The sequence below is a fragment of the Pseudoalteromonas sp. UBA6610 genome, from assembly GCF_002433295.1.
Classification (GTDB): domain Bacteria; phylum Pseudomonadota; class Gammaproteobacteria; order Enterobacterales; family Alteromonadaceae; genus Pseudoalteromonas; species Pseudoalteromonas atlantica.
Genome location: NZ_DJHW01000078.1, coordinates 5,116 through 28,936, shown reverse-complemented (window position 1 = coordinate 28,936; position 23,821 = coordinate 5,116). Strand labels below are relative to the sequence as shown.

20 protein-coding genes are annotated in these 23,821 nt (G+C 41.7%); 18 read left to right on the top strand and 2 right to left on the bottom strand.

Annotation, left to right across the window (positions count from 1 at the left end; genetic code table 11):
- From dnaK to B4F91_RS10485, 9 genes are all read left to right on the top strand, one after another.
- Window positions 1-1,804: molecular chaperone DnaK (gene dnaK / locus B4F91_RS10525; RefSeq protein WP_288635721.1), on the top strand; the 1,804-nt coding region annotated here is incomplete at its 5' end.
- A gap of 201 nt (window positions 1,805-2,005) precedes the next feature.
- Window positions 2,006-3,148 (top strand): molecular chaperone DnaJ, encoded by a 1,143-nt coding sequence (gene dnaJ, locus B4F91_RS10520; protein WP_024031901.1) that lies wholly within the window; start codon window positions 2,006-2,008, stop codon window positions 3,146-3,148.
- Between the two features lie 300 nt (window positions 3,149-3,448).
- Window positions 3,449-3,910 (top strand): Cys-tRNA(Pro) deacylase, encoded by a 462-nt coding sequence (gene ybaK, locus B4F91_RS10515; RefSeq protein WP_286937325.1) that lies wholly within the window; start codon window positions 3,449-3,451, stop codon window positions 3,908-3,910.
- A gap of 120 nt (window positions 3,911-4,030) precedes the next feature.
- Window positions 4,031-4,435 carry a DUF1761 domain-containing protein gene (locus B4F91_RS10510; protein ID WP_004588719.1) on the top strand — a complete coding sequence of 135 codons (405 nt, stop codon included), beginning with the start codon at window positions 4,031-4,033 and terminating at the stop codon, window positions 4,433-4,435.
- A 47-nt stretch (window positions 4,436-4,482) separates the two neighbouring features.
- The gene (locus B4F91_RS10505; protein WP_024031358.1) at window positions 4,483-4,851 is read left to right on the top strand and encodes a response regulator; all 369 of its coding nucleotides are present in this window, start codon (window positions 4,483-4,485) and stop codon (window positions 4,849-4,851) included.
- A gap of 157 nt (window positions 4,852-5,008) precedes the next feature.
- Window positions 5,009-5,260, top strand: coding sequence for a hypothetical protein (locus tag B4F91_RS10500; RefSeq protein ID WP_004588717.1), 252 nt, complete (start codon window positions 5,009-5,011; stop codon window positions 5,258-5,260).
- Between the two features lie 186 nt (window positions 5,261-5,446).
- Complete coding sequence (locus B4F91_RS10495) at window positions 5,447-5,713, top strand: CBU_0592 family membrane protein (protein WP_004588716.1); 267 nt, start codon at window positions 5,447-5,449, stop codon at window positions 5,711-5,713.
- A gap of 171 nt (window positions 5,714-5,884) precedes the next feature.
- On the top strand, window positions 5,885-7,609 hold the full coding sequence (locus B4F91_RS10490; RefSeq protein ID WP_286937327.1) for an ATP-binding protein: 1,725 nt from the start codon (window positions 5,885-5,887) through the stop codon (window positions 7,607-7,609).
- 154 nt (window positions 7,610-7,763) lie between these two features.
- Window positions 7,764-9,182, top strand: coding sequence for a coniferyl aldehyde dehydrogenase (locus tag B4F91_RS10485; protein ID WP_273588438.1), 1,419 nt, complete (start codon window positions 7,764-7,766; stop codon window positions 9,180-9,182).
- A gap of 71 nt (window positions 9,183-9,253) precedes the next feature.
- On the opposite strand, the gene B4F91_RS10480 is transcribed toward B4F91_RS10485, so the two are convergent.
- Window positions 9,254-9,979: a tetratricopeptide repeat protein gene (locus B4F91_RS10480; RefSeq protein WP_024032214.1), complete on the bottom strand. Its 726-nt coding sequence runs from the start codon at window positions 9,977-9,979 to the stop codon at window positions 9,254-9,256.
- 597 nt (window positions 9,980-10,576) lie between these two features.
- Here B4F91_RS10480 and B4F91_RS10475 point away from each other — a divergent pair.
- The 7 genes from B4F91_RS10475 to B4F91_RS10445 all read left to right on the top strand — a co-directional run bounded on the left by B4F91_RS10475 (window position 10,577) and on the right by B4F91_RS10445 (window position 18,693).
- Window positions 10,577-11,437 carry a DUF6279 family lipoprotein gene (locus B4F91_RS10475; RefSeq protein WP_286937329.1) on the top strand — a complete coding sequence of 287 codons (861 nt, stop codon included), beginning with the start codon at window positions 10,577-10,579 and terminating at the stop codon, window positions 11,435-11,437.
- A gap of 417 nt (window positions 11,438-11,854) precedes the next feature.
- Entirely contained in the window at window positions 11,855-12,874 is a 1,020-nt protein-coding gene (locus tag B4F91_RS10470; protein WP_286937331.1) for an XdhC family protein, read from the top strand.
- A gap of 1 nt (window position 12,875) precedes the next feature.
- On the top strand, window positions 12,876-13,484 hold the full coding sequence (locus tag B4F91_RS10465) for a nucleotidyltransferase family protein (protein WP_286937333.1): 609 nt from the start codon (window positions 12,876-12,878) through the stop codon (window positions 13,482-13,484).
- A gap of 194 nt (window positions 13,485-13,678) precedes the next feature.
- Window positions 13,679-14,167, top strand: coding sequence for a (2Fe-2S)-binding protein (locus tag B4F91_RS10460; RefSeq protein WP_029771953.1), 489 nt, complete (start codon window positions 13,679-13,681; stop codon window positions 14,165-14,167).
- Window positions 14,168-14,179: 12 nt separating this feature from the next.
- The gene (locus B4F91_RS10455) at window positions 14,180-16,471 is read left to right on the top strand and encodes a xanthine dehydrogenase family protein molybdopterin-binding subunit (protein ID WP_286937334.1); all 2,292 of its coding nucleotides are present in this window, start codon (window positions 14,180-14,182) and stop codon (window positions 16,469-16,471) included.
- Between the two features lie 83 nt (window positions 16,472-16,554).
- Entirely contained in the window at window positions 16,555-17,526 is a 972-nt protein-coding gene (moaA, locus tag B4F91_RS10450; protein WP_055253993.1) for a GTP 3',8-cyclase MoaA, read from the top strand.
- A gap of 129 nt (window positions 17,527-17,655) precedes the next feature.
- On the top strand, window positions 17,656-18,693 hold the full coding sequence (locus B4F91_RS10445; RefSeq protein ID WP_248450338.1) for a GGDEF domain-containing protein: 1,038 nt from the start codon (window positions 17,656-17,658) through the stop codon (window positions 18,691-18,693).
- Window positions 18,694-18,701: 8 nt separating this feature from the next.
- Here the strand turns inward: B4F91_RS10445 and B4F91_RS10440 are convergent, their stop codons facing one another.
- Window positions 18,702-19,640 (bottom strand): LysR family transcriptional regulator, encoded by a 939-nt coding sequence (locus B4F91_RS10440; RefSeq protein ID WP_004588705.1) that lies wholly within the window; start codon window positions 19,638-19,640, stop codon window positions 18,702-18,704.
- 120 nt (window positions 19,641-19,760) lie between these two features.
- Here B4F91_RS10440 and B4F91_RS10435 point away from each other — a divergent pair, with 120 nt between their 5' ends.
- Together B4F91_RS10435 and B4F91_RS10430 are read left to right on the top strand one after the other, a co-directional pair.
- A complete protein-coding gene (locus B4F91_RS10435; RefSeq protein WP_286937337.1) occupies window positions 19,761-20,927 on the top strand; it encodes an efflux RND transporter periplasmic adaptor subunit in 1,167 nt (388 codons plus the stop codon).
- Window positions 20,928-20,936: 9 nt separating this feature from the next.
- The coding region (locus tag B4F91_RS10430; RefSeq protein ID WP_288635715.1) for an efflux RND transporter permease subunit at window positions 20,937-23,821 on the top strand (2,885 nt) is incomplete at its 3' end.

The following is a 23,821-nucleotide window of genomic DNA, read 5'->3' as shown; positions in this document are numbered from 1 at the left end:
TATTGCTTACACGCAAGACGGTGAGACGCTAGTAGGTCAACCTGCTAAGCGTCAAGCGGTTACTAACCCAACTAACACGTTATTTGCAATTAAGCGTTTAATTGGTCGTCGTTTTGAAGACGAAGAAGTACAACGCGATATCGGTATTATGCCGTTCAAAATCATCAAAGCTGATAACGGCGATGCATGGGTTGAAGCGGGCGGTGAAAAACGCGCTGCACCACAAATTTCTGCAGAAGTACTTAAAAAAATGAAGAAAACAGCAGAAGACTTCTTAGGTGAAGAAGTAACTGAAGCTGTAATCACAGTACCTGCATACTTTAACGATTCACAACGCCAAGCAACAAAAGATGCTGGTCGTATTGCGGGTCTTGAAGTTAAACGTATCATCAATGAGCCAACAGCTGCTGCCCTTGCTTACGGCATGGACAAAAACAAAGGTGAAAACGTTGTTGCAGTATACGATTTAGGTGGTGGTACTTTCGATTTATCAATCATTGAAATTGATGAAGTTGAAGGCGAGCACACATTTGAAGTACTTGCTACAAACGGTGACACTCACTTAGGTGGTGAAGATTTCGATAACCGCGTAATCAACTACTTAGTAGCTGAGTTCAAGAAAGACCAAGGTATCGATTTACAAAACGATCCGCTTGCTATGCAACGTGTTAAAGAAGCGGCTGAAAAAGCGAAAATCGAACTATCATCTGCACAATCTACAGAAGTTAACCTTCCGTACGTGACTGCCGATGCATCAGGTCCTAAGCACATGAACGTTAAACTAACGCGTGCTAAACTTGAGTCATTAGTTGAAGACTTAGTAACTAAGTCAATTGAGCCACTTAAACGTGCTCTAGCGGATGCTGATTTATCTGTAAATGATATTAACGATATCATTTTAGTAGGTGGTCAAACACGTATGCCACTAGTACAAAAAACAGTTGCTGAGTTCTTTGGTAAAGAGCCACGTAAAGATGTTAACCCTGATGAAGCTGTAGCAGTAGGCGCGGCAATTCAAGGTGGTGTATTAGCAGGTGACGTTAAAGACGTACTATTACTAGACGTGTCTCCATTATCGCTAGGTATTGAGACAATGGGCTCAGTAATGACCGCGCTAATTGAGAAAAATACAACGATTCCTACTAAGAAGTCGCAAACGTTCTCTACAGCAGAAGATAACCAATCTGCCGTTACGATTCACGTACTACAAGGTGAGCGCAAGCGTGCTAGCGACAACAAATCTCTAGGTCAATTTAACCTAGAAGGTATTCGTCCAGCACAACGTGGTACTCCACAAATCGAAGTAACTTTCGATGTAGATGCGGATGGTATCTTACATGTATCAGCGAAAGATAAAGATACAGGTAAAGAGCAAAAAATCACGATTCAAGCGTCTTCAGGCTTAAGCGATGAAGAAGTAGAAAAAATGGTTCGTGATGCAGAAGCTAACGCGGAAGAAGATAAAAAGTTTGAAGAGCTAGTAGCAACTCGTAACCAAGCTGATGCAATGGTACACGGTACTCGCAAGCAAATTGAAGAAGCTGGCGATGCGCTACCAAGCGAAGACAAAGATGCAATTGAAGCAGCTGTTGTTGACCTTGAAGCAGCTATTAAGAGCGATGACAAAGCAGAAATTGAAGCTAAAACGCAAGCACTTGCTGAAAAGTCTCAAAAGCTAATGGAAATCGCTCAAGCTAAAGCGCAACAAGGTGGCGCAGATGCAGGCGAGCAACCACAACAGTCTGCTAAGCAAGACGACGATGTAGTTGATGCTGAGTTTGAAGAAGTAAAAGACGACAAGTAATTGTCAGCTAAGCTTCTAACTAGCCTAAACAACATGATTTGCTCAAGTTTTTAGGGTAGGATGAACTTTTGAGGCGCGCAGGCTACAGCTTGTCGCGCCTTTTGTATGTATTTAAGGTTTAAAATTTTCATGATAAATCGATGTGATTTATCGGTTTATCCCGCAGCCTAGCTGCAAATAGAAAAGAGTAGTGTGATAGATATGTCAAAACGCGATTATTACGAAGTTCTCGGCGTAAGCAAAGATGCAAGCGAGAGAGACATAAAAAAAGCGTATAAACGCTTAGCGATGAAATATCACCCAGATCGTACCGCCGGTGATAAAGATCTCGAAACTAAATTTAAAGAAGTAAAAGAAGCTTACGAGATTTTAACCGACGATCAAAAACGTCAAATGTATGACCAATACGGCCATGCTGCCTTTGAACAAGGCGGTGGCGGCGGTCACGGTGGCTTTGGCGGTGGTGGTCAAGGCGATTTTGGTGATATTTTTGGTGATGTGTTCGGTGACATTTTTGGTGGCGGTGGTGGCCGTCGTCAATCGCGTCAACAACGTGGATCAGATTTACGTTACAACATGGACCTAAGCTTAGAAGAAGCGGTCCGTGGTAAAGAAGTAGAAATAAAAGTACCTACATGGGTTAGCTGTAAGCCGTGTGATGGCAGTGGTGCAAAAGCGGGCTCTAAGCCTAAAACATGTACTACGTGTCATGGTGCTGGCCAAGTACAAATGCGCCAAGGTTTCTTTGCTGTTCAACAAACGTGTCCAACGTGTCAGGGACAAGGTCAGATTATTTCAGACCCATGTGATAAGTGTCACGGACAAGGGCGTGTTGAGAAAACGAAAACGTTGTCAGTTAAAATTCCAGCAGGCGTAGATACAGGCGATCGTATTCGTTTAACCGGTGAAGGCGAAGCGGGTATGCACGGAGCGCCAGCTGGCGACTTATACGTGCAAGTATCTGTACGCGAACACCCAATTTTTGTACGCGATGCGAATAACTTGTACTGCGAAGTGCCAATTAGCTTTACTACCGCAGGTTTAGGTGGCGAAATTGAAGTGCCTACGCTTGATGGCCGTGCAAAACTTAAAATACCGTCTGAAACACAAACGGGCAAAATGTTCCGTATGCGTGGTAAAGGTGTTAAATCGGTTCGTAGTGGTGCTCAAGGTGACTTAATTTGTAAAGTAGTGATTGAAACGCCAGTTAACTTAAACGAGCGTCAACGCGAGTTACTTAAAGAGTTAGACGAGAGCATGGGCAAAGATAGCTCAAAAAACCGTCCTAAAGAGCAAGGCTTTTTTGACGGCGTTAAAAAGTTTTTTGACGATTTAACTAAGTAATTAGTTATCGTAAAAACTAAAAAAAACGGTGCTTGATGCACCGTTTTTTTTGGCTCAAATTCATTTTTTCAACCATATTACTGGGCACGACTTAGCAATATTATAAAGTGCGTATACTCAATCGATTAATTCACTGAGCTATTTTGTTGCCTTAGGCAATTGACCCACATTGCTTTACCCTTTGTACCTATACCCTCGTCAATAAAAGGCTTTTTACGTATCTGCTATTAAGTTACTCTTCAAAATGATTAACCCTTATTGTAGATTAATAATGCGCTTAAAATAATGTGGCTAAATTGTATGACCCCGGCAATAGAATTACTGAAAAAACAAAATGTGCCTCACGATGTACTTAGTTATCAACACGATGCTAATACAACGCGTTATGGCCAAGAAGCCGTTGAAAAGTTAAACCTTAACAGTGAGCAGGTATTTAAAACCCTCGTGCTTGAAACCAATGAAGGGCAGTTAATTGTTGCCGTTACACCGATTTCCCAGCAAGTAAATTTAAAGCAATTGGCCAAACTGAGTCACGCTAAAAAGGTCGCAATGGCAAGCGCGCCAAAGGTACAAGCCGCTACAGGGTATATCTTGGGAGGGGTTAGCCCGCTTGGGCAAAAAAAGCGCCTAACCACTTTTATTCATTCAAGCGCTATGGCCTTTAAAACAGTGTATGTAAGTGCAGGTAAGCGAGGGCTTGAGGCAGCGCTTTCGCCAACCGATTTAAAGGCACAAACGCGTGCCACCTATGGCGATTTTTAAAAACCTCCACAAAAACCAACACGCCCTAAACCGCAAATTTTAAAGGCGATAATTTGCTGCTTAGGGTATTTTTAACTACAGTCAAAATACCCTTGTACACTATGCATTATGGCAGTATGTATGAATTTTACTGATGTTAATTTTTTTGCCGTGCTTGTGGCGGCGCTTTCCTCTTTTATGCTTGGCGGTATTTGGTACTCAAACGCTTTTTTTAAAAATGCCTGGTTAGAGTGTACAGGCCTTACGGAGCTTGATTTACAAACAGCAAAACCGGCGTTAATTTTTGGCGGCAGTATGGTACTTGCACTTTTGTCGGCGGTGGTGCTTTCATTATTTTTAGGTAAAGAGGCCGGAATGGGAGAGGGCGCCTTTACAGGTTTTGCCATCGGTTTGTTTTGGGTAGGTAGCTCGCTGGGGCTCAGTTACATTTATGAGCAGCGGCCAATCAAGTTATTTATAATTAATGCAGGGTATTACACATTACAATTTACATTAATGGGTTTTATTATAGGTGTATGGCCCTAAGCAAGCTAAATAAGGCGCCACTTTTAAGCGCTACAATAAAGATAATTATGAAAATATTAGTCGTTGATGATATGCCACTTATGCGCCACGTATTAATTAATATGTTAAGGCAGCTTGATTACAAAAATGTTGTAGAGGCAACTGACGGCCAACAGGCATTAAAAATACTGCGTCAGCAAAAATTTGATTTAGTAATAACCGACCTACACATGCCTAAAGTAGACGGTGTAAACTTGCTCGATAACATACGCCACGACCAAGCCTTAGTCGATTTACCTGTAATTATGGTCACGTGCGAAGATAACGCTGATACAGTAAAACAAGTTATCAAAGCAAAAGTGTCGGGGTTTATTATTAAACCATTTAATATGAATGTGTTATCAGCGCAATTAAACCGCCTGTTTTTTAGAGATTAGCGAAACGCTTTTATGGCGTTTTATATCGTACCTATTATTTAATCCCCTGCGTTTTTCTTCACCGCTTATTAGGCAGTTTGCCTAGCTTCTGTAACGTTTTTATTTATTAACTGCTAAAATGCCTGCTTTGTATCTACGTAGATATGTTAAGGAGTGTATGGCTAAGCCAAATAAAAAAGGGCCGACTAAAACAGTCGATATTTTTTGCTCTGCTTGCAAAGCGGCGCTGTTTAAATATAGAAAAGGCGGCAAAGGCGCTTTAGTAAAGTGTTTTATAGAGCGAATAACCCAAGATTACACAACTACACCGTGTATTTGCCCCCAATGCGAGCGCCCATTTGCGCGCCCAGCAATCATACGCGGTACGCCAGCTTATAAAATAATTGGCGGTAAGGTTACCTTTAAATAACCCAATACGTTTAAAAATGTAATAACTACAAAAGCTTAGATTTGATGATTAGTAAGGCGGACAATTGACCTTGTACCAATAAACAAGCCTGATATACTCGCCCGGTTTTGCTGTTTCAATGATTGAAAAACACCCTCCCCAAGGATAGGGCCAGTTAGTTGGGTTTTTTAAGCAAAGGATAAACGTGTGATAGCACTGTTATTTGATATTGTAGGTATGGCGGGTACTTTCTTAGTTGTTGGTGCATTCTTTTTATTACAACTTAATAAAGCATCCCCAACGGGGTTATTGTACAACATAATGAATTTAACAGGGGCAATTTTGCTGTTAATAAGTTTGTGTTACAACTTTAACCTTGCAAGCTTTGTAATTGAGATTTTCTGGATTGCAGCTTCACTGATCGGCTTATACAAGTACGCTAAAAATAAGCCTCAATTAGCCACTAACTCGTAATTTTAGTACCGCTAATGATGTTTACTGTTGCGAGTCAGTACAGACTTGCAGCAGTTTATAAATAAATTAAGATTTATTGTATTTGTTAACACAAAGTTTCTGTTGTTAGCGCCCATAACCCGTTAAACTAGCGCCCTTAAATTTTATAGCTATTTTGTTGTGAGCTAGGGCATGTTCTCCTTTTCTAAAAAACTTCTTTTATCTTTTGTTGTACTGATAGTGCTATTGTCGGTCGTGTTTTGCTATGGCCGAACTCATTATTATAATCAGGCCGAGCAAAAAGCAGCCCAGCAAGCAACTCAGTTAAAGCATTATATTGATGCTGAGCTTGCGCGTTTTTCAAAAATTCCTCAGCTTCTTACCTATAACAATGAGGTTATTGATTTTTTAGGTGCGGCGCAAAATAACGAAAAAAAGATTAATAACTACTTAGCTGATATACAACAAGCCAGTGGTGCCTCAGATATTTATATTCTTGATGAACAAGGCGCTGTGATTGCAAGTAGTAACTGGCAGGCCGATCATAATTTTTTAGGCAGCGATCTGTCGTTTAGACCGTATTTTAAGCGCGCATTTGCAGGTGAAAAAGTAGCGTATTTTGCCGTAGGCATGCGTACAAAAGAGCGAGGCATCTATTTTTCACAAGCCATTTATAACAATAATCAAGCGGTAGGGGTTGTTGTTTTAAAAGTTAATGTGAACAAATTTGAAAGTGACCGTGAGCTTTTAAATACCGCAAAGGGCAGCCACTTTTATGTGCAGCTAGAAGATAGCGTGATTGCTATTTCAGATATGGAAAATTGGCGCCTGAATACGTTTTCTACACTTGATATTACTCATCGGCGAGACATCGCTCAGCGTCGTGCGTATTTAGATTATCAACCTAAGCTGATTGCCCATTCAAATTACACATCACAAAGGTTACTGTTTAGCACAATTGATGAGCATAACTATTTATCGGTAGAGCAAAAATTACGCTTTTTGAACGCATCGGTTACCGTATTAGTAAATGTATCTAATGCTAATATTGCCCAATTACCGGCGTTATTTGGCTTTGTGGTAATTTATGCGCTTATTATTGCCCTAGGGTATGTTGTTTTAAGGCGCTTTGTTGGCGTTAAAAAGCTGGTTTATTCCCATCACAGTGTCAGTCAGGAAATTAGTGCACGTACTAATGCTTTTAAAGCACAGCAAGATGCGCTTGTACAATCAACTAAGCTTGCAACAATTGGCCAGCTTAGCATGGGCTTTAACCACGAAATTAATCACCCGCTTAATACCATTAATACTTACTTAGCCAGTGCTAAACGCTTGCTAGCTAAAGGAAAGTTTGAAGCCCTAAACGAAAATTTACAGTTTGTTGAAGCCTTAGTAGCAAGAGTGCATAAGATAGTTGCACAGCTAAATTATTTTTCTGATTCTGCAAAAACGATTATTAGCGAAGTGCCATTAAGTGAATCAGTAGCCAAGGCACTTGAGATTAATAGAAACCAGCTAAAGCAGGACAATATAAGTGTTTTACCGCCTAAAATTGACAGCCAATTAAACGTGTTAGCAGATAAAGCGGCCCTTGAAGAAGTGTTAGTTAACTTAATATCGAATGCCAGCCAAGCAATGCAGGGGTGTATTACTCGCGAGCTGAGTATTAGTGCCAATTATCTAAATAATAGTGTGCAACTGTGTATTGAAGATACCGGTCCGGGCATAGAAGTGCACGATATAGAGACTATTTTTGAGCCTTTTTACAGTACTAAATCGGTTGATGGGCTAGGGCTTGGGTTGTGTATTTCTAAGCAAATTATTAGCGCGCTTAATGGCACGCTAAGCGCACAGAACCGCGAGCAAGGCGGCGCTAAATTTATTATTACGCTTCCTTGTGAGCCGCTAACGAGCTAAATAAAAGTAATTTAAGGGCTAAATTATTGAGCGAGTAGTGGTTAATTGTGGCTATTTGTTCCTACAAAAACGGTAATTTTTAGATAGTTAGTGTTATTGCTCGAAAATCAGAACGGCGTTATAGTCGTAGCAAAATGATACACGAGTAGCACCATTGGATACTGATAGCACACACACACCGTCACTCAGCGATACGTTTAATGAGCTGCAAAATAGCTTTTTAGCCCAGTCGTACCTCCCGATAGATAAGCGTATCGTATTATTAAAAACGTTGCACAAACGCATTGTTAGTAATGAACAAGCGCTTATCGATGCAGCATCAAAAGACTTTGGCTACAGAACCGCGTTCGATACGTTACTTGGCGATATTCTACCAACGGTTCAGGGCTTAGCGCACATTATTAAAAAATTGCCAAAATGGGCAAAACCCAGTAAGCGCTCAACTAGCTTAAGTTTGTGGCCATCAAAAGTGAGTGTGACTTACCAGCCACTTGGTGTAGTTGGTGTGATTGCACCATGGAATTACCCCATACAATTGGCATTAGTGCCTGTTATTACCGCCATTGCTGCGGGTAATAGAGTTATGCTTAAGCTCAGCGAATTTACCCCGCATACTAATGCAGTCATAGAAAAAATATTTGCAGACGAGCTACAAGCGCACTGTAAAGTGGTGTTAGGGGCAAGCGATGTAGCGAGTGAGTTTTCTGCACTGCCATTTGCACATCTGCTGTTTACTGGCTCAACGTCAGTGGGCAAGATGGTTATGAAAGCGGCCAGCGAAAATTTAACCCCTGTTACCTTAGAGCTTGGTGGTAAGTCGCCGGTGATAATTACTGAGCAAGCTAATATTAAAAAAGCAGCGCAAACATTATTGTTTGGTAAAATGGCTAATGCGGGGCAAATTTGTGTAGCCCCAGATTATGTATTTGTACCTAAGGCCCTTGAGCATCAGCTGGTGCAGCAATTGTGCGAGCTTTATAAAAAGCACTTTAAAGACGGGGTTGAAGGCAAAAACTTAACGTCAATTATTAGCGATGCGCATTACACTCGCTTAGAAGGGTATTTAACACAAGCACAGCAGTTAGGTGCGCAAGTAATTAAGCCGCTAGATCAAAACCAGCAAGACAAACAAAAGCATAGAATGGGTTTGCATATTGTTACCGCGCCTAGCGATGATATGACGTTAATGCAAGATGAGTTATTTGGCCCCATTTTGCCTATTAAAACCTACGAAAAGCTCGATGAGGCAATTAGCTACATAAAAGCGCATAATCACCCTTTAGCGCTATATATTTTAGGCCAAGATAAGCACGCTCAAGATTACATCATGGAACAAACATTAAGTGGTACAGTTGCTGTAAACGATGCCTTAGTGCAGGTGACAGCAGACGATGTGCCATTTGGTGGCGTTGGGCATTCAGGAATGGGGCATTATCATGGTAAAGAAGGGTTTTTAACCTTTAGTCATGCAAAAAACACCTTGGTGTCTAGCTCGTTTAACCCGCGTACCGCGCTTTTACTCAAACAGAGCAACCTTATTATTAAGTTGCTTAAATTTTTATATATTAAGTAAATTGATATAAAAAAGGGCTAATGCGAGATGCATTTGCCCTTGTGAAACGCTTGGGTTTAGCTAGGCGAAAATTAAAATAAGCGACCTTCACCGGCGTACGTGCCTGCGAGTATTTTTTCGTAGATTTTGTCGGCTTTTTCTTTTGCTTCTTCTATTTCTTTAGGTAGCATTTTACGCTCATCTAGCTTACGGCTATGGCTTGCTTGCATGTTGCCGTTGTATTCTGCAATGGTGTTCCACACATACGACTTCTCTAAGTCTTTTGGCATGCCTAGGCCTTCAAAATACATGAGCGCCAGATTAAATTGCGCCAGTGAGTAGTTATTAGCAGCGGCTTTTTCGTACCACGTTCTGGCTTGTTTATAATCGCGCGTTACGCCCTCGCCATTTGCATACATAACACCTAAATTAAATTGTGCGGCGGGGAGGTTTTTTTTCGCTGCTTTTTCAAATAACGTAACCGCCATTTGCTTATCAAGCTTTACGCCTTTGCCTTCATCGTATAAAACCGCTAGCGCAAACATTGAGTCAGCGTGATTTTTTTTAACGCCCTCTTTATAAAGCTCTGCCGCTTTAAAGTAGTCGCGTGTAACACCATAGCCGCCCTCGTAAAGTTTACCTAGTTCGTAAATACCAGGGGCAAAGCCTTTATCAGCTAAATATTCAAATTCTTTTAGTGCCGTCGCAAACTCGCCTTCGTTGGCAGCTCTTATACCGTCTTCAAGAGTTGCATGTGCAAATGGGCTTGAAAGCAAAACGCCAGTGAGTATTAATGCTTTTAAATTAAACTGTGACATAGCCATGTCTCCAATAGGTAATAGTTGCAATGTGTATGTATAAAAACCTGTTTTATTGCAACACTTTGTACTTACTATTTAATAGCCACGTATAAAATGGTGCAAGTGCTTGGGGTTAAGTGAAATACTAACGCTTTGGTGATTATATGCTCGTTTAACACTTAGCCAAGCTGTTGTGGTAATTATAGCTTAAATAAGCAATTATATTGCTAATAATGCGCTGTTTATAAGCGTAAGATACAGATATTACAGAAAATTTAAAGCAGTAAAAAAGCGCAAGCCAAGGCCTGCGCTTTTAATGTCATATTAACCGTCACTAATATGAGCAATGTAGCAAGTAGAGATGAACTTTTATGCTATTACTTGGGTCGAGTAAATAATAGCCATTAAGCAGTCACGCGCTTAAAACAAAATGTCAGCATCCATGCTGTATTTCTTCCTTGGGCACTGAGGTCGTTACACTTTGTTTATGCGATTAATTATTATTTAGATTTGATGGTGTGTCAACAGTAAATAATAATTATTATCAATTAAAGTAAATTAACACCTTTGCGTATTTATGTGAGAGTTTGAGAGAAAGCGTTAGTTGAGGATTTCATGTTTAAAATAAAAAATATAAAAGTTTCGCGCGTAACCATTGCGCTCAGTCTGCTCTTTTTGTGTAGTTGTTCGACTTCGTTTACTTATAATAACTTAACGTGGCTTTCATCGTTTTGGGTAGATGACTACATTGACCTAAATAAGCAGCAAAACAAGCAACTAAAAAGTATTATTAACACAACCCAGCAGTGGCATCGCACCACGCAATTACCCGCCTACAAGCAAGATATCCTAAATTTAAAAGGGTTATTTAATCAGCAGTTAGACTATCAGCAACTAAAGTCGCAAGTGGTATTGGCCAGAGCTCATTTTCAAAACATTCTTGAACATGCGCATATACCGCTCGCGCAGTTAGGGCTTACGCTTTCTTATGCGCAGCGCGAAGAGCTTATTGCTAATATCCAAACGCAAATTAACGAAGAATACGAAGAGTTTAATGAATTAACAGCGCAGGAGCGCAAAAGCGAGCGCCTAGAAAGACAGCTCGATTACTACAAACAATGGCTAGGAAAGTTAACCCCTGTGCAAACGCAGCTTATTACCCAAGCTAACAATGCTCATTATGACTCTTCATTGCTTTGGCATCAGTACAAGCAAACGCGTTTAAATGCAGCGCAGCAAGTACTTTTAAATAAAGCGCTCAGTGAGGCTGAATTTGTAAAACAATTAAGCTATGTAATTACACAGCGAGAAGCCTATATGAGCGAAGAACTATTAGCCAGTAATGATGCAAACTTAGCGCTCTATGTAAATCTACTTATTGAGCTAAATACCACATTGAGTGAGCAGCAACGCGAGAGTGTAAATGATGAGTTTGATGAGCTAATTTATACGCTCACCGATTTAATTGAAGATTAATGCTTATTTAAGCCAAGGCTCACATTAGCCAAAAAGCTAACGTATTGTTTGCTAATTAAGCATGTGCGCCTTTTTATAAATTTTACGCTTATTAAGGAAGTTAGCGCGAGGCGTACTGCGGTGGATGACTTTACAGCAGGGAGTTTGGTTTTTAGTCAGGGCAAAGCCTTTGAAGGCGATTTAATTGCACCTAGAGTGAAAAATTTCAATCCACACAGGTCACCTCGCCCTCGATAAATGCTAAGATAATATTTCATATTTAATAACGTCCTATCTGATCGATTTTAAAATATATCACGTACGCTTCTCACTTATTTGTTGCTTGATTATCCTCGTTATATCTAACAAATGAAGCAAAGCGACACCTTGGTGATAATTAAAACGCGCGCATATTAAGGTTTGAAATGGCTGCAGCTAATGGTTACTGATTTAAAAGGAATGCTCAATACGTGGTATCCGCTTCGTGATGAACAACAATGGGTGCTAGCAACCTTGTACCAAATTGAAGGGTCTAGCTATCGAAAATTGGGCGCGATGATGCTTATTTCAAGCCTTGGCCAGCGCTTAGGCATGCTTTCGGGTGGCTGTTTAGAGGCTGATATTCAGCGCCACGCCAAACAGGTTATGACCACATTACATTCTAAAACTATTACCTACGATGCAACCGATGAAGACGACTTAACATTTCAGCTAGGAATTGGCTGTGGTGGTGTGGTGCATATTATTTTGCAAAGCGTTAATAGTGAAAACGAATACTTACAACTAGATAGCATGTTTAATGCGCTTAAAAATAAGCAATCGGGGCACTACACACAGCAAATTAAACCTTTAGTGGCAAAGGGGTTTGGCGTTTTTAAAACTGTGGCGCAGCAGCACAACTTATCTTTAAACCGCAAAGCAGCGCTTTTAGAGCAAGATAAAGTTCAACGTTTAGAAGTGGCTATTTACCCCAGCGCACATTTATTAATTGTTGGCGGTGGCGCTGATGCGATACCAGTATACGCGTTTGCTAAACAACTCGGGTGGATGGTAAGTGTATGGGATAGCCGAGCTGCAAATGCTAAAAGAGACTACTTTAAGCAGGCCGATAATATTTTGCGTTGCCCAGCTGCGCAGCTTAAACAATTTTGCGAACAGCACAAAGTGGATGCCGCTGTTTTAATGGCCCACAGTGTAGAGCTTGACTCACAGGCGTTAGCCGCACTTGAGCAAAGCCAACTAAAGTACATAGGATTACTGGGGCCTGCACATCGCCGAGCGCAAGTGTTTGAACATGCAAATACAACGGTAAATAAGGTAGTAGCGCCTGTATTTGGTCCTGTTGGGCTTAATTTGGGAGGCGACTCGCCAGAGAGCATAGCTTTGTCGCTCATTAGCGAAATTCATGCGGTATTTGCTAATAAAGATGCTACATCGTTAAGTAATTGGGGCAACTAAGGTGCGCGTAGCAAAGGTTATTTTAGCCGCTGGGCAATCGTCGCGCTTTAACGGCTGTAAGCTTATAGCCGATGTAGGTAATAAACCAATGATTTGCCGCGCCGTAGATACCTTACAAGGTGATAACACATTACCCATATACGTTATTAGCGGTGCTTGGCATGCGCAAATTGAACACGCGTTACGTGGCTATAACAATGTTGAAATACTGCATAATCCACACTGGCAAATAGGCTTAGGAAAATCCATTGCGCTGGCAACACACACTATAAGTCAGGCGCACTCATTAGAGGGGATTTTATTTATGCTGGCGGATCAGGTTGAGCTTAGTGCTACACACATAAATACTTTAATTACTCATTTTAACAACAACCCCTCGCGCTGGTGCGCTGATTATGGCGAACGCCTTGGCGTACCTGCTGTATTTCCTGCCTGTGATTTTAAAACTCTAGCAGCGCTAAATTGTGATAAAGGCGCTCAACATTTGCTGCGCGATACACAGGTTGACGTTAATACCATTTTACTTAAGCAGGCAAGCACAGATATCGACACTCAACAGCAATTAAAGCAGTTTATTAATAATAACAACAACCTAACTGTAAGCGAATAAACTAAAAAATATAGCCTAAACTTTAGGTTAAACGTTTAAAACGAGATTAAATTTTTAACAGTTATGCCAGCGCGCATTTTAAATGTGCGCTGCAATGCAAAGCGTAATAGTTTCAACGTACGGTGGTATAAAAAGTAACGTGTATGGGTCATGCGTTACTTTAATTTTATTTAGGCTTAATGAAGGGGCAAGCTATGGTGACGTTTACAGTTAATGGCAAAGAGGTTAAATCGCAAGCAAGTGCAGATACACCTTTGCTGTGGGTTATTCGCGATGAAATAGGGTTAAAAGGAACTAAGTTTGGTTGTGGTATTGCTATGTGCGGTGCATGTACAGTGCATTTAGATGGGCAAGCAACGCGCTCGTGTGTATTACCCGTGGGCGCAGTGGCAGGAAAAAACATTACGACCATTGAAGGGCTTAACAACGCGCATCCGCTGCAAAAAGCGTGGGTCGATGAGCAAGTACCTCAGTGTGGTTACTGTCAATCTGGGCAAATTATGCAAGCAGCTACGTTATTAGCAGACAATCCAAATCCAACAGATCAAGAAATAGTAAATCATATGAATGGCAACTACTGCCGCTGTATGGCGTACAAGCGTATTAAATCGGCTATACAACGTGCAGCTGATGAATCGCAAAGTGCAGTACAAATGTTTAACCCCAAAGAGCTAGACGTGTAACTGGAGCCGACAATGAAAAAACTATTTCAAAAAAATACCGAAACCGTAGACTTAAACCGTCGCTCTTTTATGATTAGTACAGCAACTGCTGGCCTGGTTATGGCATTTGCTCCGGCTTTATTTTCAGGTGAACTTAGCGCCAAAGAGTCGATTGCACAACAATCGTTTTCACCCACAATTTGGTGGACTATGAACCAGCAAGGTGAAGTAGTCGTTAGTATTGCCAAAGCTGAAATGGGCCAGCACGTAGGCACCGCCTTAGCGCGTATTGTGGCAGATGAGCTTGAGTGCGACTGGGATAAAGTATCAATCACGTATGTAGATACGCACGAAAAATGGGGCTACATGGTTACAGGTGGCTCGTGGTCTGTATTTCAAAGCTTTAAGCCGCTTTCACAAGCTGGCGCTGCGGGGCGTATAGCCCTTATAGACGCTGGAGCTAGTATGCTGGGGGTTAAGCCTGAGCAGTGCCACGCAAGTAAAGGGCGCATAATTGCAGGCGATCAATCGATCAGTTATGCCGATATTGTTAAAAATGGTGAGTTTAACCGTACCTTTAGCAGTGAAGAAGTTGCAAAACTGCCGTTAAAGCCTGCCAATAAACGCCACTTAACGGGTTTAAAACAAGACTTTAAAGCGCTTGATATTCCGGCAAAAACAAATGGTACTGCCGTATACGGTATAGATGTAGAGCTTGAAGGCATGGTGTATGCGCGCCCTGTGATCCCACCAACACGTTATGGTAGTGAAGTGACACAGGTGGACGATAGCGCTGCAAAAACAATAAAAGGCTATAAAGGGTTTGAGATTTTAAACGACCCGAGTAATACCGTACAAGGCTGGGTGGTGGTTTTAGCTGACAATTACCCCAGTGCTATTAAAGCGGTAGATGCGCTAAAAGTAACCTATAAAAAAGGGCAAACAGCTAATGTTACAGAGGCCGATATTCAATCCCTCGGCGAAAAATTATGTAACGATAGCAACGCTGGCACCTTATTTGTTAATGAAGGTGATACCGCTAAAATGCAGGCTGAGGCAACGCAGTCTCTTGAGTCACTGTACACCACGGCAACAGCAAGCCATTATCAATTAGAGCCGCTTAACGCGGTGGCAGAGTTTAAACAAGACAAGTGGATTATCCATACCGGTAATCAGTGGCAGTCTTTAACATTACCTGCATTGGCCAAGGCGTTAGAGGTTGAACAAAATAACGTTATCATTCGTCCTTATTATTTAGGCGGTGGATTTGGGCGTCGCTTGTTTGGTGATTGGACTGTGCCTACAGCATTAACAGCGAAAGCGATTGGCAAACCCGTAAAACTGGTATTTACGCGCGCAGATGATAGCTTATTTGATCAATCACGCTCTGCCTCTACAGCTAAATTAACAGCTTCGTTTAATGAAAATGGCGAGCTCAGTGCAATGGAGCATGCTTTTGCAGCAGGTTGGCCAACAAAAGCAATGGCACCAGGCTTTTTATCACCAGGGGTTGATGGCAATGGTAAGTTTGATGCATTTTCAGCCTCTGGAGCCGATCACTGGTACAGCATGGATAACCACCGTGCCCGGGCAATTAATAACGAATTAGCGCAAAGCACATTTACCCCAGGTTGGCTTCGCTCGGTAGGCCCTGGTTGGATAGCATGGAGCTTAGAGTCTTTTATCGACGAAATAGCGCACAAACAAAGGATTGATCCGGTTGAGTTTCGTTTATCAATGCTCGATGGCAAAGGTAAACAAGCAGGTAAAGCCCCTGAAAGCGTGGGCGGAGCGCTGCGCTTAAATGCGGTACTTAAAAAAGTGTCAGCGAAGGTCGCAAATGTTAAGCTGGGTGAAAATGAAGGCATTGGTTTTTCAGTAAGTTCAGGCCAAGAGCGTAATATGCCAGCGTGGATTGCCACAGCAGCTCATGTGCACGTAAATAAAAGCGATGGCAAAATTACGCTTAAGAAGCTTTATGCCGTGGTAGATGCAGGTTTAATTGTTCACCCCGATGGTGCACTAGCCCAGCTTGAAGGTTCGTTATTGTGGGGTACAAGCCTTGCGTTACATGAATCAAATAATTACCAAAACGGACAAGTAGCAGCCACTAACTTTAACACTTACTTACCACTTAGAATGCAAGATGTGCCCGATATGGACATAGAGTTTGTACAAAGTGATGAGTTTCCAATGGGCTTAGGTGAGCCAGGTGTAATTGGTGTTGCGCCAGCTATTGGAAATGCGGTATTTAATGCAGTCGGTGTACGGTTACGTAATTTACCCATGAAACCCAATGAGCTTAAAGCAGGTCTTTCGGCCTAGTTAAGTGCTAACAAAGCGCGTAGGGCACAGGCTTTACGCGCTTTGAACTTAGCGATGAATTATTAAATGTTAAAGGCTTTTTTATGCTAGTCGACCCAGCAGGGCGAAAATTTAGTTATCTACGTTTATCTATTACTGATGTATGTAATTTTAAGTGTGTGTATTGCTTACCGGATGGTTATCAATGCGATCACGACCGAGACTTTCTTTCACTTAACGAAATTAGCAATACCGTAAACGCCTTTGCTCATCATGGCATATCAAAGTTACGCATTACTGGCGGTGAGCCAACCCTCAGAAAAGATTTTATAGATGTAATTCGTGCGGCAAAAGACACCCAAGGTATTACCAAAATAGCCGCCACTACAAATGGTTACTCAATGCATAAACATGTTAAAGATTGGGCACACGCAGGGCTCAATGCAATAAATGTTAGCATCGACAGCCTAGACCCACGTATGTTTAATACCATTACCGGCAACGATAAGTTTGCCACGGTTATGCAAGGCATAGACACGGCCCTAGAGAGCGGCTTAGATTCAGTAAAAATAAACAGCGTACTAATGAAACAGTACAATGGTCGTGCCCTTGAACCTTTTTTAGCGTATTTAAAGCACAGACCCGTAACGATGCGTTTTATTGAGTTAATGCAAACAAACGACAATAAAGCATTTTTTGATGCTAACCATATATCGGGGCAATCCATAAAAGAGCAGTTGCTTCGCGCTGGTTGGCAACCCATTATACGCGATGTAACGGCGGGGCCTGCGCAAGAGTTTTTCCACCCTGATTATTTAGGCAAAATAGGGTTAATAATGCCTTACAGTAATGACTTTTGTGCTACCTGCAACAGGTTAAGAATTTCATCACTTGGGAAACTGCATTTATGTTTGTTTTCTGAGCAGGGTATATCACTTAGAGAATACATGAGTGATAACACTAATCAGGCATTAATTGATCAGTTAGCGCGTTACATAAAAACAAAAAAACCAACGCACTTATTGCACCAAGGTAACACTGGGGTCACTACAAACTTATCTATGCTAGGTGGTTAATCCTTATAGTAAGCTGTTTGGTTGGGTGCTCGTGCCTCTGTAGTGAGTAAAGTTAATGTTTTCTTATATCTACTTGTTATATTTAATTTTAGCGTTACACTGAATTTTTTATTATTTTAAGTTTTTTGAATGGATATAGCAGCACTTAGTAGTACTAAATCATTAAGAAGAAACGTTCTGAAATGGATGTGCTTGTGTTTTGGTTTTGTCTCATTGTTTTTTGCTGCGTTTAATATTTTTTTAAATAACTTTGCGTTATTAGGCTATTTAGAAATAGCGCTCACTGTATTTTGTGCCTACACCTACCACCGCTTAAACACACACGCACTAGAAGTATGGCAATCTGTTGTTATGTGCATATTTGTCACCTTTGTTATTGTATTAGGTAATTATTTAGCAAAGCCAATAAATGGTTTGTATGTGTGGTCGTTTGCGTTACCTGTGTTGTATTACCTACTGTTAGGTAAGCGCTATGGCATTGTATTATCGGCTTTGTTATTTGTACTCCAGGGGGCCATATTATTAACCAAAGCATCGCAACTTCCTCTAACAACACTTAACTTCAGTTTAAATCTTGCCTTTGTTTATATCAGCATTTGGGCTATTTCTCATGTATTTGAAGGCAGCCGTGCTTTATCGTCTAAGCGGCTGAAAAATCTGGCCTTGTTAGACCCACTTACCGGGGCTGCGAACCGTTTATCAATGAACCATTACTTTGCAGTAGAGCTTAAAGATAAGTCGCAACTTTATTTGTTTTTACTCGACCTAGACTTTTTTAAACAGGTTAACGACACCCATGGCCACGCAGTAGGAGATAAAGTGCTGATTGAAGTCGCCACTTTGTTACGGGTTGTATTGGCAAAAGGGTATGTATTTAGAGTGGGCGGGGAAGAGTTTGCTTTACTACATTCTTTTGCGTCACAAAGTGATGCATTGGCAATGGCCGAAACCATAAGAGAAAAACTCAACAATACGGCATTTGAGATTGATGGGCTAAAAATAAATGTAACTGCCAGTATAGGCGTTGTTAAGTATCGCCAAGGCGACACGCTTGAAAAGTTTGTAATTAAAGCAGATAAACAACTGTATAAAGCAAAAGAATATGGCCGCAATAAAGTGTACTTTCAAGCAAATGCCAACCTGATTGAAAAGCCCCAAATAGCCTAAGTACGAGGCTAGTACATTTGCTCAAAATTTGGGATGTTGTTTTCCCAAATTGGTTTGTCTTTACCTAGGTATTCTCTTACTGCATCAAAAAATAAACGTGTTCTTACTGGTAAGTCTCTGTGTGGGTACACCGCATACATATGGCTAAACTCTTTTAACTTAACATCCGTTAAAATGGGCACTAATTGACCTTGTGTAATTTCTTTATCGATAATAAATGCTGGCGCAACAAAGTAGGTAGTCCCTGAAATAGCTTTCATTAGCAGTACTTCAGCGTCGTTTGCTCTGTACACGCTTTTTATTTTTAGCTCGCACGGCTCACCTTTACTATCGTAGTAATCTATGGTTTCTACGCGCATAGCGTTACTTGCATAACTTGCAGCGGGTAACTGCACCAGCTCTTCTATGGTTTGTGGCATACCATAGGTTTTTATAAATTCAGGGGCGGCTACAATAAGCAGCCTGTTACGGGCAATTTTACGGGCAATTAATGAGGAGTCTTTAGGCTCACCAATTCTAAATGCTAAATCAAACCCTTCAGATACAATATCAACTAGCCTATCGTCTAAACGTAGCTCTACTTCTACTTGTGGAAAACGCTTTTGAAAGTCGTTAAGCACAGGTTGTAAATAACGCCGACCAATTAATGTTGACGAGGTAACCTTTAACACACCGCGTGGCTCTAAGTGGTAGTTTTCGGCCATACGTACGGTTTCACCAAGTAGCTCTCTTAGCTCTGACGCTTTTTTTATCATTTCTGCGCCCGCCGCCGTTAACGAAAACGAACGGGTGGTGCGGTTTAATAACCTAACGCCTAGCTCGTCCTCTAATCGACTGATTTGTTTAGATATAACAGAGCGGTCTATGTTTCTTATTTCTGCAGCTTTGGCAAAAGAGCCTTGTTCTACCACTTCAAGCAGCATTAAAAGCCGGCTTGTTGTATCCATTATGATCACCCAATAAATGTTATTGATGCCATTTTGGCATTAATGAATTTATAAATCTATGGTTTTTGTCCGCAAGTATAGTCCGTAACATGCCAGATAAATAAATAAAGGAGCGTCTTCATGAATAAACATTTAATTGCTGCTGCATTAGCTGCGGCAACTCTATCCTTAGCGGGCTGTGCCGATGAGAGCACACCTAATGCGCAGCAACAACAATTACAACCTATCGATGTAGCACAAGTTTTAATTAAACCAGTACAAAGCTGGCACACCTACACCACGCGTTTAGAATCGCCGCAAGAAGTTGCGCTGATGCCGCGTGTATCAGGGGTGATTGATAGCATTGAATTTAAAGAAGGTGATGTTGTTAAGCAAGGCGATGTGTTGTTTCAACTTGACGAGCGCCCTTTTGCAGCAGTTGTAGCAAGCCTAGAAGCGCAAATACACAGCGCAGAAGCAGCACTTGAACAAGCAAAAAGTGAAGACAAACGAGCAGTGCGCTTATTAGAGCGTAAAGCTATTTCAACAGAACAGGCACAGGCGCGTACCTCAACGCTTCGCCAGCGCGAAGCACAACTTGCAGCGCTGCAAGCACAGCTTACCTCTGCAAAGCTCGATTTAGAATTTACATCAGTGGTTTCGCCGATTGATGGTGTTATCTCGCGCGCAAATATTACCAAAGGTAATAACGTATTAGCGGGCCAAAGTGTATTAACGTCAATTGTTTCTAATAAAGCGATGTATGCCTACTTTGATGTTGATGAGCGTACTTGGAATAGCGCCTTTAGCGATGTAACCGCACAAAGCCGCCAAACCGTTGTTATGCAAAAGGTAGGGCAAAAAGAGTTTGCTTACCAAGGCTATATTAATTTTATTGATAACCAAATTAATTCAGCAACGGGTACTTTACGTGTACGTGCGGTATTTGAACAAGATAACAATCAACTACGTGCAGGTTCTTTTGCTCGCGTTAAATTGGCAGCAAACGAAGTGAGCGAAAAAGTAATTATTCCTGAGCGTGCTATTGGTACCGATTTAAAAAATCGCTTTGTGTTAACCGTTGGCGAAAACAACGTGCTTGAATACAAATTAATAGAAGTAGGCGAGCGCTATGGTGCGTTACGCGCTGTTACTGCTGGCCTAAACGAAGGCGATATTATTGCGGTAAATGGCCCAGCACGTGTAGGCCCAGGTATGCCAATTTCGCCAAATACAGTAACAATTGATACAAGCGGCGTGGCTTTTACCCTGTCAAACGACAATGCGCAGTTAATGGCTAAGCAATAAGGTTTATCGATGAAATTTTCACACTTTTTTATTCAGCGACCAATATTTGCAGCCATGCTGTCGTTGGTTATTTTAATTGCTGGTGGTATTTCACTGTTTCAACTTCCTGTAAGTGAATACCCAGAAGTTGTGCCACCTACTGTTGTGGTAACAGCAAATTACCCAGGTGCTAACCCAACCGTTATTGCGCAAACTGTGGCAACGCCGCTTGAGCAAGAAATTAACGGTACCGAAAACATGCTGTATATGTTTTCTCAAGGCACCAGCGATGGCCGTATGACACTTACGGTAACGTTTGCATTAGGCACCGACCTAGACCGTGCACAAGTGCAAGTACAAAACCGTGTAAACAGTGCATTACCACGTTTGCCCGAAGAGGTTCAGCGCTTAGGTGTAGTAGCCGAAAAATCATCACCCGATTTAACCATGGTGGTGCATTTATATTCGCCTGAAAACAGCCACGACACAGCGTACTTATCTAACTATGCCGACATTCATATTAAAGATGAAATTGCCCGTTTACCGGGTGTAGGCGATATTCGTTTATTTGGCGGTGGTAAGTACTCTATGCGTGTGTGGTTAAACCCAGATGCTTTAGCAGCGCGCGAGCTTACAGCCACCGATGTTGTGGCGGCTTTGCGCTCGCAAAATCAGCAAGTTGCAGCGGGTAGCTTAGGTGCACAGCCAATTTCTAACGACAGCCAATTTCAAATTTTGTTAAATGTAAAAGGGCGTTTAAACAGTGTTGAAGAGTTTGAAAAGGTCATTATTAAAGTGGGTGAAGAAGGGCAATTAACGCGTTTGTCTGATGTAGCCCGTGTTGATTTAGGCCAAGATACCTATGCACTTCGTGCAGAGCTTGATAACCAGCCAGCACTTGCAATGCCAGTGTTTCAGCGCCCGGGTTCAAATGCAATTGAGCTCTCTGATCAAGTACGCGAGACCATGGCTCGTTTATCAGAAGATTTCCCAGCGGGTGTTGAGTACGACATTGTATATGACCCCACTGTGTTTGTACGTGGTTCAATAGATGCGGTTATAGCAACGCTACTTGAAGCCATTGTATTAGTTGTAATTGTGGTTATTGTATTTTTACAAACGTGGCGCGCGTCTATTATTCCATTGATTGCGGTGCCAATTTCGTTAATAGGAACGTTTGCCGTAATGCAATGGCTAGGCGTGTCTATTAATACACTTTCGCTGTTTGGCTTGGTACTGGCAATTGGTATTGTAGTTGATGATGCAATAGTTGTTGTTGAAAACGTAGAGCGAAATATAGAACAGGGGCTTTCGCCTTTAGAGGCAACACGTGTTGCTATGAGCGAAGTAACCGGGCCAATTATTGCGATAGCGTTAGTGCTGTGTGCGGTATTTATTCCTACTGCATTTATTACCGGTTTATCGGGTCAGTTTTATAAGCAATTTGCACTAACAATTACTATTTCGACTGTTATTTCGGCGTTTAACTCCTTAACCCTGTCGCCTGCGCTATCGGCATTATTATTAAAATCGCACGATGCAAAACCAGATGCATTCACGCGTTTACTTAATAAACTGTTTGGTGCGTGGTTATTTAAACCATTTAACCGCGTGTTTGACCGTGGTGCTAAAGGCTACGAAAAGCTGGTACAAAAGCTTATACGTATGAGCGTTATTGTTATGGTGGCCTATGTTGCGCTGGTGGGCGGTACAATTAAATTGTTTGATACCGTACCTGGTGGCTTTATTCCACAGCAAGATAAGCAATATTTAGTTGCGATTGCGCAACTGCCAGATGCAGCCAGTTTAGACCGCACCGAAGATGTGCTCTCGCAAATGCAAAAAATAGCATTAGAAGTACCAGGCGTTGCACACACCGTGGCGTTTCCAGGCTTATCGGTAAACGGTTTTACTAATAGCCCAAATAGCGGCATTGTATTTACGCCACTTGAGAGCTTTGATAAACGCACCGACCCTAGTCAATCAGCGATGGCAATTGCCGCACAGTTAAATCAGCGTTTTGCAGCTATTGATGAAGCGTTTGTGGCTGTATTTCCGCCGCCACCAATTCAAGGCTTAGGCACAACAGGTGGCTTTAAACTGCAAATTGAAGATAGAGCAAATAAAGGCTTTGATGCACTATTTAATAGTTTGCAAACCATTATTGGTAAGGCGCAGCAAGACCCCGCGTTAATGGGCTTATATTCAAGTTTCCGTATTCAAGTACCGCAAATTGATATTGATATAGACCGCGAGCAAGCGCTTATTCAAGGTATTCCTCTTGATGAAGTATTTGACGCATTGCAAATATACCTAGGCTCTGTGTATGTGAATGACTTTAATATGTTTGGTCGTACTTATCAGGTTAATGCGCAAGCTGATGCTGATTTTCGCCTTGATCCTGAGCAAATCCTTAACCTAAAAGTACGTAACAGTGCAGGAAATATGGTGCCGCTTGGCTCGGTACTTACAGTTACACCAACAATAGGACCTGACCGTGTAATGCATTACAACGGTTACCCAAGTGCAGAACTAAACGGCAGCCCAGCCCCCGGTTATAGCTCTGATCAGGCGCAAACTGCTATTGAAACAATATTAGCCGACAACCTGCCAACGGGTATTGAATACGAGTGGACAGAAGTAACGTACCAACAAGTACTGGCTGGTAACACCATGGTTTATGTATTCCCATTAGTTGTGTTGCTTGTATTTATGGTGCTTGCTGCGCAGTACGAAAGTTTACGTTTGCCACTGGCCATAATATTAATTGTACCGATGACTATTTTCTCAGCACTATTAGGTGTGTGGTTTGTAGGCTCAGACAATAATATATTTACTCAAATTGCATTAATTGTACTGGTGGCACTCGCCTCTAAAAACGCCATATTAATGGTAGAATTTGCCCGCGACCAACA